Origin of the sequence: Streptomyces thermoviolaceus, assembly GCF_045209695.1 — a bacterium.
In the GTDB taxonomy this organism is placed as follows: Bacteria; Actinomycetota; Actinomycetes; order Streptomycetales; family Streptomycetaceae; genus Streptomyces; species Streptomyces thermoviolaceus.
Genome location: NZ_CP109280.1, coordinates 1,107,867 through 1,121,748, shown reverse-complemented (window position 1 = coordinate 1,121,748; position 13,882 = coordinate 1,107,867). Strand labels below are relative to the sequence as shown.

Below are 13,882 nucleotides of genomic sequence, written 5' to 3'. Positions count from 1 at the left end.
AGGTGCTCGTCCCTCGTGCTGTCCGCCCGCCGTCTTCCGCTCCCCGCCTCCCCTCGACCCTGGAACGCAGTGGTGACCTTTTTCGCGAAGAACCCCAGGCCCCTCAAGCGACGTGCCGGCGTGACGGCCCTCGTGCTCGCCGCGACGGCGGCTCTGCTGGCGGGGTGCTCCTCCTCCGGCGACTCCTCCGGCAACCCGCTCACCGGCAAGAAGAGCAGCGGCGGCACCGTGGTCGTCGGCTCCAACAACTTCCCGGAGAGCACCCTGCTCGCCGACCTGTACGGGGAGGCGTTGAAGGCCAAGGGCATCGAGGTCACCTACAAGCCCAACATCGGCAGCCGGGAGACCACCTACGGCCTGATCAAGAACGGCTCCCTGACGATGCTCCCCGAGTACAACGGGGCGCTGCTGGCCTACCTCGACAAGAAGGCCGCCCCGAAGTCGGTGGCCGAGACCACGGCCGCGATCACCCAGCACCTCGATCCCGGGCTGACCCTGCTCGAGCCCTCTCCCGCCGAGGACAAGGACTCCGTCACCGTCAACCAGCAGACGGCACAGAAGTACCACCTCACCGCCGCCTCCTCCATCGAGGACCTCAAGGACGTGGCGAAGGACCTGGTCATCGGCGGATCCCCGGAGTTCCAGACCCGGCAGCAGGGCCTGGTGGGCCTGGAGTCCGTCTACGGGCTGCGGTTCAAGTCGTTCAAGGCGCTGGACGCCGGCGGTCCGCTGACCCAGACCGCGCTGCAGAAGAACGTCGTGCAGGTGGCGGACCTGTTCACCACGGACCCGACCATCGCCGAGGAGAAGTTCGTCACCCTGCGGGACACCAAGAACCTCTTCGGATTCCAGAACGTCCAGCCCCTCGTCCGCAAGGGCGCCCTGTCGCAGCAGGGCGTCGACGTGCTCGACGCCGTCTCCGCCAGGCTCGACACCGCGACCCTGCTGGACCTGAACAAGCAGGTGCAGCTGCAGAAGAAGGACCCGCTGCAGGTGGCGCGGGCCTGGCTGAAGTCGGCCGGACTGAGCTGACGTCGCGTCATCGGCCGCAGGGGAGCAACGCATGGCGACACGCGCGGTACGGCGCAGGGCACGAAAGATCCTGGGACGGGACCCGGTGGCTCTGGTGTGGTGCGAGCTGCCCCGGCGCATCCCCCGGCCACCGAAGGACGTCCACCGGGCGGCGGGCGGCGGGCGGCTGAAGTCCGGACACCACTGGCTGGTGTACGTCGGCGCTGTCGTCTTCTGCGTCGTGGTCGTGCCCTGGATGCTGATCGACATGGTCCTGGACCGCCTCACGCGCTCCGGCGAGCGCGACACCCGGCAGGCGTCCGGTGGCGGCGGCTCCTCGCCCTCGCGGGCCGAGGCGCCGTTCTTCGACGGCGACTGGAACCTGACCGCCGGTCAGCTGCTGCTGCGCTGGTACAGCCAGTCGCCCAGCCGGAAACGGCTGGTGCTGCTGACCGAGGACGAGGTGTGCCTGGCCGCCTCGCCGCGCCGTCGGCTGTCCCCGACGAAGGCGGGCGACTTCGACGTCGTGGCGCGGTTCCCGGCGAGCCAGGCCCGTATCGAGGGCGAGTCGGGGCAGCCGCGCGGTTTCGCCACCTTCCGGCTGTGTTTCGCCGACGGCTCCTGGCTGGAGGCCGGACGGCTGGCCGAGCCGCAGGACGCGGACCACTTTCTGCGCACGGTGCCCGACCCGGCGTGAGGACGCGTCGTCCCGGCCCGGTGCGAGGGCGCACCTCGGGCCGGGGTCCGTACGAGGGGCGCCCTCGGGCCGGGGCCCGTACGGCGGGCGCCCTCGCACCGGGGCCGGTCGGGCGGACCGAGGACGGGCGCACGCCCGCGCCCGCAGGACCGAGGGCAGACTCGCCCCGCCCGGGTAGGACCGAGGGCCTGCGCGCCCGTCCTCCGCTCACCTGAGGGTGTCTCACACCGGCTCGGTGCCGGGCGTCGCCTTCTGTTTCCGGGCGGCCCGCTCCTGCCGGCGCCGCTGCCGCCGGACGCGCCGCGGCTCCTGGTCCGGCAGCCAGCCGAAGGCCAGACAGCAGCCGGTGGCCCCGAGGAGCAGCCCCAGGAAGAAGCCGCCCAGGTTCGAGGTGATCCAGGTGCCCAGGGTCAACAGGATGCCGGTGAGCGAGTAGAACAGGCGCTGGGCGGGGTTGAACAGGATCAGCAGACCGCACAGCACCATCAGCGCGGGCAGCAGATACCCGGCCACCCCCTGCATCCCGACGTGCACGACGACCTTCAAGGACGCCTTCATGGTGAGCAGGATCTCCGCGCCGCCGAGGGTGAGCAGCAGCCCGCCCCAGAAGGGACGGCGGGAGCGCCACCGGCGGAAGGCGGCCCGTGGCCCCGGCCGGCGCGGGCCCGGTCGTGCCGGGCCCGCGTGCGTGTCGTGCGTCATCGGTTCAGCAGCCCGTGTCGCTGAAGCGCAGCCTCAGGCCCGGCAGCTTGAACACGCCCGCCGTGGTGGCGTAGTTGGTCTGCCGCAGATTGGCGATGTGCACCGTGTCGGCCTGCTGGCTGAACACGCCCTTGGGGCCCTGGACCCCGGCCTTGGTGAGGGTGCTGGCGTCGTTGCCGATCTCGATGTTGTCGAACGCGGCGTCGCCCGACAGCTCGGTCGAGTCGGTCGTCAGATCGGTCGCCTGTACCTTCTTCGCACCGCCGCCGGCGGTGATCAGCAGGTTGGTGCCGCCCAGGTCCACGCTCTGGCACAGCTTGGTCAGCGTGGCGTTCTTGATCGCCGAGGTCACCACGAGCACCTGCCCGCCGGTGTCGCCCGCGTTGGGGCTGTCCTCGGCCATGGTGTCCAGGGAGCCGAACTGCTCGAAGCCGGTGCCGTTCAACTCGCTCGCCGTGACGGTGAAGGGCATGCCGGAGATGGCGAACTGCACGCCCAGGGCGCCCTCGGCGGTGAGGACCGCCAGGCCCGCGGCGGCGAGGGTGGCGGGCACCGCCATCACCGCGGCGCGGCGCAGCCGGACCCGGCCGCGTCGTTCCGTGCGGCCGGCGGCGGGAGGTGAGGCTGTCGCCGAGGTGTCGCCGGCGGCAGCGCTGTGCGGGTGGTCGGGGGTGTGGTCGGCGGACGGGGGGAGGTCCGAGGACGAGGCCATGTCTGCTCCCGTGTACGTGTCCCTGCGGATCGTGGAGTCCAGCGGCCCGTTGCCCTGGCGCGGACAGCGGCTGCGCGCACCGGCGGATGGAGCGCGACATCTCCCGCTGGCAGGGGAGATGTCCGGTTACGCGGCAGTAGGTGCCCAGGAAGTTACCGGTGGTTACAGTCATGGGTCAAGGGACTTGTGAAAGAAAGGTGTTCGCCGTGTGGTGCCGGGGGCCGGGCGGCGCCGCCGGTGCGGCATTCCGGCCCCGCAGTGCGCTTCTGGCCTGCGCCGGAGGGGCGGCGCCGTGGGGTGCTAGCCGCCTCGGGTGGCACGCCGTTTCTCTCAACTTCCGTACGCCGCATTGACGTTGACGGTGCGGCGGGTCTACAAAGTGGCTGACTCGACTGCGGATCCGTGGCGCCGGATCCGCTGTGCGCGGCGCACCGGCCGTGCATGGTTCACGCATCGCTCCACCTGGGCGGCTCTTCCCGGCTCTCGCCGGCGTCTTCACGCCTTCTTCACGACCGGTTCGTCGCGGCTGGTTCCTCACGGCCGGACGGCCGGGCAACAGGGCCGCCGGACAGGGCGCTGCCCGGCGCGTCGCAGGGCGCCGGAACGTCGTCAGGGCGCGCCGTCACCTTCGCACTCCCCCCACTCACAGAAGCGAGGTATCCGCATGCGTACGCGTTCCGCCCTCACCCTGGCCGCCGCCGTCGCCGCACTGTCGCTGTCGGCGGTCTCCCCCGCCTCCGCCGCCGACTCGACGGTGCTCACCACCGGCAGCGCCGGTGGCACAGCGGTCGCGGTCGGCGACGAGCTCACGGCCTCGCTGAAGGCCGGCACCAGCGCCACCCTCTACTCCAGCGCGTCCGGCAGCAGCGGCGTGGCCTGCACCTCGTCCACCTTCACCGCCACCGTCACCGACAACCCGGCGGCCCCGGGCACGGCGACGGAGTCGGTGACCGGGCACACCTTCGACCCGAGCAGCTGCACCAGCAACGTCGTCGGCGTGCTCGGCGTCAACACCATCCAGATCGACAACCTGCCCTACGACGCCACCGTGACCTCCGACGGCACCCTCACCGTCACCCCGCCCGCCGGCGCGGCCATCCAGACCACGGTCCAGCTGCGCACCCTGCTCGGCAGCGTCACCTGCGTCTACCAGGCGCCCCAGCTGACCGGCACGGCCGACAACTCCGACAACAGCATCACCTTCACCAACCAGCACTTCACCAAGACGTCCGGGTCGTCGCTGTGCTTCTCCGACGGCTACTTCACCGCCCGGTACGCCCCGGTGACCGACGGCGGATCCGCCGTGTTCGTCAACTGACCGCGACCGCCTCCCGGGCCGGCCGGACCGCGGCTTCCCCGGCCGGCCCGGGAGGCGGTGCACCCACCGGTGACCGGCGCGCGCACACGCTCGCACGCCCGCGATGAGCGGCCGCGCCCCGGCGCACGACGGGCTCAACCACCCGCCGGCACACGGGAACGACCCGCCGTTCACGCGATGGTGTGATCGAATGCCGGCCGGAGGATGGCTGTCCGGTGCCCCGGGTAGGGCCCGGCCATGACGCAGCAGCCGTTCGATCTCCCCGCCTTCTACGTGCCGCACCCCGCGCGCCTGAACCCGCACGTCGACGAGGCCCGCGCCCACTCGACGCGCTGGGCCCGCGAGACGGGCATGCTGGAGGGGGCCGGGATCTGGACCCAGGCCGACCTCGACGCCCACGACTACGGCCTGCTCTGCGCCTACACCCACCCCGACTGCGACGCGGACGCCCTGTCGCTGATCACGGACTGGTACGTGTGGGTCTTCTTCTTCGACGACCACTTCCTCGAGACCTTCAAACGCACTCAGGACCGCGCCGGCGGCAAGGACTATCTGGACCGGCTGCCCCTGTTCATGCCGCTCGACCCGGCCGCCGCCGTCCCCGATCCCGTCAACCCGGTGGAGGCCGGGCTCGCCGACCTGTGGCAGCGCACGGTGCCGGCGATGTCGGAGAACTGGCGCCGCCGGTTCGCCCGGGCCACCGAGCACCTGCTCAACGAGTCCCTGTGGGAGCTGTCCAACATCAACGAGGGGCGCATCGCCAACCCCGTCGAGTACATCGAGATGCGCCGCAAGGTCGGCGGCGCCCCCTGGTCGGCCGGGCTCGTGGAGTACGCCACCGCCGAGGTGCCCGCCGAGGTCGCCGGCACCCGGCCGCTGCGGGTGCTCATGGAGACGTTCTCCGACGCCGTGCACCTGCGCAACGACCTCTTCTCCTACCAGCGCGAGGTCGAGAACGAGGGCGAGCTGAGCAACGGCGTGCTCGTCCTGGAGCACTTCTTCGGCTGCACCACCCAGGAGGCCGCCGACCTCGTCAACGACATCCTCACCTCCCGGCTGCACCAGTTCGAGCACACCGCCTGCACCGAGGTCCCCGCGCTCGCCGCGGACAAGGGCCTCACCCCCGACCAGCTGGCCGCGGTGGCCGCCTACACCCAAGGACTGCAGGACTGGCAGTCCGGCGGCCACGAATGGCATCTGCGCTCCAGCCGGTACATGAACGACAGGGTTCGCCCCGGCACGCCCTGGCAGCGGCTCACCGGCCTCGGCACCGCCGGCACCGATGTGCGCGCCCTGACGGCGGGCACGGGCGGCCTCGCCGGTCCGCCCTCCGTGCCGTCGAGGCAGTGGGCGAGGAGGCTGCGCGCCCACACCCATGTGCCGTTCCGTCAGACCGGCCCCTCCCGCATCCCCGACCTGTACATGCCCTTCCCGTGCCGGCTCAGCGAGCATCTGGACACCGCACGGAACCACCTCACCGACTGGTGCCGGCGCATGGGCCTGCTCACCGAGGGCGTGTGGGACGAGGACAAGCTCGCCTCCTGCGACCTCGCCCTGTGCGCCGCCGGCCTCGACCCCGACGCCACACCCGAGGCGCTCGACCTCAGCACCCAGTGGCTCGCCTGGGGCACCTACGCCGACGACTACTACCCGCTGGTCCACGGCCACCGCCGCGACCTCGCCGGGGCCCGGCTCACCACCGCCCGCCTGTCCGGCTGCATGCCCCTCGACGGCGAGGAGGCCACCGCCCCCGCCAACGCCATGGAACGCGGCCTGAGCGACCTGTGGGCGCGCACCACCGCCACGATGACCCCCGAGCAGAGCCGCAGCCTCAAACAGGCCGTCGACCGCATGACCGAGAGCTGGCTGTGGGAGCTGTCCCATCAGCTGCAGAACCGCATCCCCGACCCCGTCGACTATCTGGAGATGCGCCGCGCCACCTTCGGCGCCGACCTCACCCTCCACCTGTGCCGGGCGGGCCGCGGCCCCGCGATCCCGCCCGAGGTCTACCGCAGCAGCCCGGTCCGCTCCCTGGAGAACGCGGCCGTGGACTACGCCAGCCTGATCAACGACGTCTTCTCGTACCAGAAGGAGATCGAGTACGAGGGCGAGATGCACAACGCGATCCTCGTCGTGCAGAACTTCTTCGGCATCGACTACCCGGCGGCCCTCGACGTCGTCCACGACCTGACGACCCAGCGCCTGCGGCAGTTCGAGCATGTGGTCACCCACGAACTCCCCGTCGTCGCGCAGGACTTCGAGCTGTCCGGGCAGGCCCGCGCCGCCCTGGACGGCTACGTCGACGACCTGCGCGACTACGGGGCGGCCATCCTCAACTGGCACCGCTCGGTCGACCGTTACCGGGCCGAGTGGCTGGCCGGCCGGATCCACACCTTCCTCCCGGGCCGCCTGCCCGCCCTCGCCCTGCCGGCCGCCGTCGGCTGAACCGCGGCCGCTCCCTGCCCGCCGCGCGCCGGGACCGGCCGCGACGAGGACCGCCCGAAGACACCCGGGGACCCCGGGACACCCGGAGACCCCCGATACATCTGCACCCACCCGGATACTCCCGGGCACACCCGGAGATCCCCGGAGACAAGGACCCGATGGAACGCACCGCGCTGCGCCCCCGGCCGCTGCCCGGCCGGAACCCCGCCGCCGACCGCACGGACGAGCCGGACCCCGGGCAGAGCCCGCCCGCCGCCCGCCCCCGGCGGCTGACATCCGCGCTGTGCGGGCTGTGCGCCGGTCTGGTGGTGCTGGTGGCGGGCGCCGGTGTGGGCGCCGCCGGCGCCGCGGTGGTCGGCCTGAGCCGTCTTCCCGCCCAGCAGCACCGGGCGGACGCACCGCCGTCGACGCCCGCCGCCTCCGGCCCGACCCCCGCGACGGCCCCGGCCCCCGCGTCCGACGTCCGCCCCGCCCTGGGCGTCGAGGCCGTGGACGACGACGCCGGACCCGGCGCCCGGATCGTCGCCGTGCACGTCCCCGGCCCCGGCGCCCGGGCCGGCCTGACCGCCGGCGACGTCCTGCTGGCCCTCGACGGCGCCCGGATCGACTCGGCGGCCGCCCTCGCCCGGGCCGTGGCCCGGGTCCGTCCCGGCGACCGGGTCGTCCTGACGGTGCGGCACCCGGGCGGTGGCCTCCGGCGGTTGACCGTCGTCCCCGCCGTCGTCGCCTGATCCGCGAGTCCCGGGGCACCTCCCGCCGCGGCCCGTGCCGCCGGGTGCCCCCGCACGGGCAGCGGCGGCGTGACTACCATGGGTGCGGAAACCACCGGTCCCACGGACGTCCGGCAGGCCGGGACGCGACGGCGCGCCCTGCCGTCGTGCTCCGGGCCGACCGGCTCGCGCGGCCCCGCGCGGACGGGCAGCACGCTGCCCGTGGTCCACCCCGTCTCGCTCCACGGAGGCCCGGATGACCGGTACCGCACCCGCGCCCTTCACGGCCGACGTCCACCGGGCCAGGATGACGCGTGCCGCCGGGACGGCGGCCGAGGCCGGACTGGCCGGCCTGCTCGTGGCGCCGGGCCCCGACCTGGTGTGGCTCACCGGGTACGCACCCCCCGCGGAGACCGAACGGCTCACCCTGCTCGTCCTGGCCCCCGGACGGGACCCCGTCCTCGTCGTCCCCGCCCTGGAGGCGCCGGACGCCGCCCGCGCCGCCGGGGCCGATGCCCTGACCCTGCGCGACTGGACCGACGGCACGGACCCCTACGCGATCACCGCGGAGCTGCTCGACCCTCGCGGCACCTACGGCGTCAGCGACAACACCTGGGCCCTGCACCTGCTCGCCCTGCAGAAGGCGCTGCCGGACCTTTCCTGCGTCGCCCTCACCGAGGCGCTGCCCATGCTGCGCGCCGTGAAGGACCCCGCCGAGGTGGAACTGCTGGCCGCCGCCGCGGCCGCCGCGGACGCCGCCTTCGAGGAGATCCGCACGATGCGCTTCTCCGGCCGCCGCGAACGCGAGGTCGGCGCGGACCTCGCCGAGCTGCTGCGACGCTTCGGACACTCCCGGGTCGACTTCACCATCGTCGGTTCCGGCCCCAACGGCGCCAACCCGCACCACGAGACGGGCGACCGCGTCATCGAGCCCGGCGACATGGTGGTCCTCGACTTCGGCGGCCTGAAGGACGGCTACGGCTCCGACACCACCCGCACCGTGCACGTCGGCGAGCCCACCGAGGAGGAACGCCGGGTGCACGACGTGGTGCGCGCCGCCCAGCAGGCCGGATTCGAGGCCGTACGGCCCGGCGCCGCCTGCCAGGACGTCGACCGCGCCGCCCGCGCCGTGATCACCGAGGCCGGGTACGGCGAGTACTTCATCCACCGCACCGGCCACGGCATCGGCGTCACCACCCACGAGCCGCCGTACATGATCGAGGGCGAGGAACAGCCCCTCGTGCCCGGGATGTGCTTCTCCGTGGAACCCGGCATCTACCTGCCCGGCCGCTTCGGTGTCCGCATCGAGGACATCGTCACGGTCACCGAGGACGGCGGCCGCCGCCTCAACGACACCACCCGCGACATGGTCCTGGTGGACTGACCGGCCGGCAGCCCACACCCCCGACTGGAACGACACGGCGCACCGATGACCCAGGCACCGACCCCCACCGCGGACAGCGTCCGCCGGCTCGCCCGCACCCTGCTGCAGCAGGCCGGCACCAGCACGACGAGCACGGATCCGGCCGCACCCGAGGTCCGGCCCGTCGACGCGGGCGGCGGACACTCCTGTTCCTGGTGGGTCGGCACCCGCCATGTGCTGCGCCTGGCCGCCGACCGGGACGCCTCCCTGCGCCGCCGCCGCGAGCTGCGGCTGCGCGACCTGGTCCGCCCCCACCTCCCGGTCGCCGTGCCGTCGGCGGTCGCGCACGGCGAATGGGCGCCCGGCCTGACCTGCACCCTGGACACCCGGATCCCCGGCGGCACCGCCGACCAGCACGACGTGTCCGCGGTGGGCGAGGACGACCTGGCCGGCCTGCTCGCCGGGCTGCGTCAGGTGCCCGTCCGCCAGGCCGAGGCCCTCGGGGTGCCCCGGCTGGCGCCCCGCTCCCTGGAGGCGCTGCGCCGCATGGCCGTGCACGCCGCCGAGACGCTCGGCAAGGCCGACGAGTTCGACCCGGCCCGCCTCGCCCAGCTCACCGCGCCCGCCGCGGCCCAGCTCACCGCGCAGCACGGCACCGCCGTCCTGGTCCACCACGCCCTGCGGGGAGAGCACGTGCTGGTGAGCACCGACGGCCGGGTCCGGGGCGTGCTGGACTGGACCGACGCGGTGGTCGGCGACCCCGCCGAGGACATCGCGGGGCTCGCCGTCGCCGTCGGCGCCCCGCCGGCCGTGCGTGCCGCGACGCTCGCCGGGTACGGCGCCCGCACCTGCCTGCGCGGCCTGTGGCTGGCCCGCTGCGAGACCGTCGTCCGCCTCGCGGACCGGATCCAGGGCCGCGGCGACACACCTGTGCCGCTGCTGCGCACCCAGCTGCGCCGCGCCTGGGAGGCGATCCTGATGGAACGGGTCGCCGACTTCCGCACGGACGGCGGGGCCGAGGACGCCTGACCGCCGGCCCACCGTCGGCCCGGACGGCCGACGGCCACCGTCCCGCCCGGCCCGGTCAGGGCTGCAGCAGCACCGCGCAGGACTGCCCGGGCAGACGCAGCAGCCCGTCCGCGCCGGGCGGCTGCACCGGGTCCCACGCGGCGAGCACCCGGGCCGGGCGGGAGCCGAGCGGAACCGCCGCCGGACCCGCGCCGAGATTCACCGCCACCCGCACGTCCCCGCGCCGGAACGCCAGCCAGCGGGCCTGCTCGTCGTAGGCGACCCGGGTGTCGGCGAGATCGGGGTCGGTGAGGTCCGGCTGTTCGTGCCGCAGGGCGATCAGCCGCCGGTACCACCGCAGCATCCGGGCGTGCGGCTCGCGCTCCCGCTCGGAGAAGTCCAGGCAGGACCGTTCCCGGGTGGCCGCATCCTGCGGGTCGGGCACCTCCTCGGCCGGCCAGCCGTGCGCGGCGAACTCCCGGCGCCGGCCCTGCCGCACCGCCTCCGCCAGCTCCGGATCGGTGTGGTCGGTGAAGAACTGCCACGGCGTGCCCGCCGCCCACTCCTCGCCCATGAACAGCATCGGCGTGAACGGCGCGGTCAGCGTCAGCACGGCCGCGCACGCCAGCAGCCCGGGGGAGTCCTTCAGCAGCAGCGACAGCCGCTCGCCCCGGGCCCGGTTGCCGATCTGGTCGTGGGTCTGGGCGTAGCCGAGCAGCCGGTGCGCGGGCACCCGGGTGCGGTCCAGCGGCCGGCCGTGCCGCCGTCCCCGGAAGCTGGAGTACGTGCCGTCGTGGAAGAAGCCGCCGGTGAGGGTCTTGGCCAGCGCGGCGAGCGGGGCGCGCGCGAAGTCGGCGTAGTAGCCCTGCGACTCGCCGGTCAGGGCGGTGTGCAGGGCGTGGTGGAAGTCGTCGTTCCACTGGGCGTGCACGCCGAGGCCGCCCTCGGCGCGCGGGGTGATCAGCCGCGGGTCGTTCCGGTCCGACTCGGCGATCAGGAACAGCGGCCTGCCCAGACGTTCGGCCAGGGCGTCCACCGCCGCGGACAGCTCCTCCAGGAAGTGCCGGGCCCGTGTGTCCACCAGCGCGTGCACCGCGTCCAGGCGCAGCCCGTCGATCCGGTAGTCGCGCAGCCAGGCCAGTGCGCTGCCGACGAGGAAGTCGCGCACCTCGTCCGAGCCGCGTGCGTCCAGATTGACGGCCGGGCCCCACGGAGTGTGGTGGGTGTCGGTGAAGTACGGCCCGAAACGCGGCAGATGATTGCCCGACGGGCCGAGGTGGTTGTGCACCACGTCCAGCACCACGCCCAGACCCAGCTCGTGCGCCCGGTCCACGAACCGCTTCAGCCCGAGCGGCCCGCCGTACGGCTCGTGCACCGCCCACAGCGACACCCCCTCGTACCCCCAGCCGTGCCGGCCCGGGAAGGGACACACCGGCATCAGCTCCACATGGGTGACGCCCAGGTCCGCCACGTGCTCCAGCCGCTCGGCGGCCGCGTCGAAGGTGCCCTCGCGGGTGAAGGTGCCCACGTGCAGCTCGTACACCACCGCGCCCGGCAGCGGTCGCCCCGCCCAGCCGGAGCTGCGCCAGGTGTACCGGGAGTGGTCGACGACCGCGCTCGGCCCGTCCGGGCCGTCCGGCTGACGGCGCGACCGCGGATCGGGCAGCACCGGCCCGTCGTCCAGCGCGAAGCCGTAGCGCGAGCCGTCCTGCGCGGCGGCCTCCCCGGTCCACCAGCCCGGGCGCTGCGGATCGGGTTCCAACGCGTGCCGGGCGCCGTCGCACACGAGCGTCACCCGGCCTGCCTGCGGTGCCCACACCTCGAACTGCACGGACGGTTCCCCTTCGTTCGCCCACGGTGACCCAGTGCGTCCATCGTCCCCGACCGGCGAGCCTCCGGCCGACGAACGTCACTCCTCGATCCCCCGGTCCCCTTCCGTGCCCTTCCGCGCGGAGCACACACCGGTGATCACCCGGACGGCGTCCGCGGCGCTCGCCCAGCCCTCCCGGCGGGGACCGTACCCCGGAGGGTGCTGCCGTTCGGACGAGTCCGGGTGGAGCCGGACGGGCAACGGGGCGATAAATCCCACATGACCCATGACACCTCGGCGTCGACGACCCGGCCGCGACGTGTGACGACCACGGTGGCGGCCCTGCTCCTCGCCTGCGCGGCCTCCGCCCCGGCGGCCCGCGCCGTGACGGACCCGGACCCGGCCCCGGCCCCCGCCGCCCAGGCAGGCACCGGCGAGGGGAACGACTGGCTCTACGTCACGGTCACCCGCGGCGACGCCCGCGCCGGCGACACCCGCGGCACACTGCTGCGCTGCGACCCGCCCCAGGGCCACCCCCACGCCGCGCAGGCCTGCGACCAGTTGCGTTCCGTGTCCGGCGACCTCACCGCCATCCCGCGCCGCGACGCGCTCTGCGCGATGATCTACGCGCCCGTGACCGCACGGGCCGAGGGCCAGTGGCAGGGGCGGACGGTCACCTACACGCAGACCTTCGCCAACGCCTGCGTGATGCGTGCCCGCACGGGTGAGATCTTCGCCCTGGACGAGTGAGCGCCCGGCACCCTGGACGAGTGAGCGCCCGGCGGCCCCTCAGCCCGACAGCTCGCGGGCGTACCGCGCCGCCGCCAGCACCGTCCGGCTCTGATGCTCCACCTGGTGCTCCACGGGCACCCAGCGGGCCCGGAAACGCCCGGCGAACGCCGCACACCAGGCCGCCACGAGCCGCTCCAGGCCCACAGCCGCCGGGTCGTCGGCCTGCCGCAGCACCCGCAGCAGCATCGCCGCCGCCCGCAGCGGCAGCCGGCGGCCGAAGGCCTCCACACTGCCCACGTACGCCATCGTGGTGTCGGCGGGCGGGGTGTGCACCCAGTCCGAGGCCAGGCCCGGCGCCAGCCGCAGCCCCCACTGCGCCGCCCGCAGCAGGGGCCCCTCGCGGTCCCGCAGCCGAGGCAGTGCCTCGGCCAGCACCAGCTCCACCCGGCGGGTGTCCCGCAGCAGCCGGGCGGCCAGCTTCCGGATCGCCGCGGCCGGGTCCGGGTGCGGGGCCGGGTCGTCCACCAGGTCGCTCGCCCACATCGGCACCTCCACCACCGCGGTCAGCCCGCCGTAGCGGTGCGCGTGGTACCAGGTGGAGTGCCGTGCGTCGTCGGGCATGCTCGGATACGCCAGATCCGTGCCGGGCTCCGGCAACACCCGCACCCCGGGACCGGAGGCCGGCCAGCCCGCCGCGTCGCAGGCGCCCGTCTCGACCGGGATGCGCAACTGCGCGGCGGATTTGCCGAACGGCTCCGCCAGACCCGGCACGTCACGGGTCAACTGCACCCAGCTGCCGCCCAGTTCGGTGCCGTGCAGGGTGACCTGCAGATAGGGGCGCACCGCGTCGATGACACCGAGCAGTGCGCGCGTCTCCGGCGGCAGCCGGTCGGGGGAGAGCACCGACGGCGACCACTCCGGCTGCTCGTCCCCGGCGGGCCGGAAGAACCCCAGGTGGTAGTCGAACAGGGTGCGCGGCGCCGGTGTGACGTGCAGACTCGCCCCGTCCGGGTCCGCGCACAGCAGGAAGTGCCAGGAGCTGTCCTCGCGCAGCCGCCGGTCGCGCACCACACGGTCGGCGAGGGAGAGCAGCGTGGACCCGCCGGTCGGCTCGTTGGCGTGGGCACCGGCCACCACCAGCACCGCCCGCCGGGCGTGCCCCACGGACAGCAGATGCAGCGGGCGACCCCCGCGGGAGACCCCGACCACGTCCAGGGTGCACAGCCCGGGCCGGTGCGCGGCCAGCGCGCGAGCAGCGGCGACCAGCTCGGGAACCCCGAAGTAGCGCTGCTCCGGCACGGGACTCACCCCCGTACTCCTCCGCCCGGCCTCGCACCCCGAGTACCCCACGGACCGGGGCGGGTGTCAAGGAGA

At 74.1% G+C, this 13,882-nt stretch carries 12 protein-coding genes; 8 read left to right on the top strand and 4 right to left on the bottom strand.

The window, feature by feature from the left end; translation table 11 throughout:
• The first annotated feature begins 72 nt into the window (after positions 1-72).
• Positions 73-1,032: an ABC transporter substrate-binding protein gene (locus OG899_RS04985; RefSeq protein WP_125495904.1), complete on the top strand. Its 960-nt coding sequence runs from the start codon at positions 73-75 to the stop codon at positions 1,030-1,032.
• Positions 1,033-1,063: 31 nt separating this feature from the next.
• Positions 1,064-1,708 (top strand): hypothetical protein, encoded by a 645-nt coding sequence (locus OG899_RS04980; protein ID WP_125495905.1) that lies wholly within the window; start codon positions 1,064-1,066, stop codon positions 1,706-1,708.
• Positions 1,709-1,930: 222 nt separating this feature from the next.
• Here the strand turns inward: OG899_RS04980 and OG899_RS04975 are convergent, their stop codons facing one another.
• Together OG899_RS04975 and OG899_RS04970 are read right to left on the bottom strand one after the other, a co-directional pair.
• Complete coding sequence (locus OG899_RS04975; protein WP_125495906.1) at positions 1,931-2,410, bottom strand: DUF6114 domain-containing protein; 480 nt, start codon at positions 2,408-2,410, stop codon at positions 1,931-1,933.
• Positions 2,411-2,414: 4 nt separating this feature from the next.
• Positions 2,415-3,122, bottom strand: coding sequence for a DUF6230 family protein (locus tag OG899_RS04970; RefSeq protein WP_125495907.1), 708 nt, complete (start codon positions 3,120-3,122; stop codon positions 2,415-2,417).
• Positions 3,123-3,786: 664 nt separating this feature from the next.
• Between OG899_RS04970 and OG899_RS04965 the strand changes: the two genes are divergently transcribed.
• The 5 genes from OG899_RS04965 (at position 3,787) to OG899_RS04945 (ending at position 9,987) form a co-directional block, all read left to right on the top strand.
• Positions 3,787-4,440 (top strand): Tat pathway signal sequence domain protein, encoded by a 654-nt coding sequence (locus OG899_RS04965; RefSeq protein WP_125495908.1) that lies wholly within the window; start codon positions 3,787-3,789, stop codon positions 4,438-4,440.
• A 237-nt stretch (positions 4,441-4,677) separates the two neighbouring features.
• Positions 4,678-6,885 carry a germacradienol/geosmin synthase Cyc2 gene (cyc2, locus tag OG899_RS04960; RefSeq protein ID WP_189427885.1) on the top strand — a complete coding sequence of 736 codons (2,208 nt, stop codon included), beginning with the start codon at positions 4,678-4,680 and terminating at the stop codon, positions 6,883-6,885.
• 158 nt (positions 6,886-7,043) lie between these two features.
• The gene (locus OG899_RS04955) at positions 7,044-7,616 is read left to right on the top strand and encodes a PDZ domain-containing protein (RefSeq protein ID WP_168130874.1); all 573 of its coding nucleotides are present in this window, start codon (positions 7,044-7,046) and stop codon (positions 7,614-7,616) included.
• Positions 7,617-7,851: 235 nt separating this feature from the next.
• Positions 7,852-8,979 (top strand): aminopeptidase P family protein, encoded by a 1,128-nt coding sequence (locus tag OG899_RS04950; protein WP_125495909.1) that lies wholly within the window; start codon positions 7,852-7,854, stop codon positions 8,977-8,979.
• Positions 8,980-9,024: 45 nt separating this feature from the next.
• Entirely contained in the window at positions 9,025-9,987 is a 963-nt protein-coding gene (locus tag OG899_RS04945) for an aminoglycoside phosphotransferase family protein (protein WP_189427886.1), read from the top strand.
• 55 nt (positions 9,988-10,042) lie between these two features.
• On the opposite strand, the gene treZ is transcribed toward OG899_RS04945, so the two are convergent.
• Positions 10,043-11,797, bottom strand: coding sequence for a malto-oligosyltrehalose trehalohydrolase (gene treZ, locus OG899_RS04940; protein ID WP_125495911.1), 1,755 nt, complete (start codon positions 11,795-11,797; stop codon positions 10,043-10,045).
• A gap of 258 nt (positions 11,798-12,055) precedes the next feature.
• On the opposite strand from treZ, the gene OG899_RS04935 reads away from it, so the two are divergent.
• A complete protein-coding gene (locus OG899_RS04935; RefSeq protein WP_125495912.1) occupies positions 12,056-12,526 on the top strand; it encodes an SSI family serine proteinase inhibitor in 471 nt (156 codons plus the stop codon).
• 39 nt (positions 12,527-12,565) lie between these two features.
• Here the strand turns inward: OG899_RS04935 and OG899_RS04930 are convergent, their stop codons facing one another.
• A complete protein-coding gene (locus OG899_RS04930; RefSeq protein ID WP_168130877.1) occupies positions 12,566-13,816 on the bottom strand; it encodes a murein peptide amidase A in 1,251 nt (416 codons plus the stop codon).
• Between the last annotated feature and the right edge of the window lie 66 nt (positions 13,817-13,882).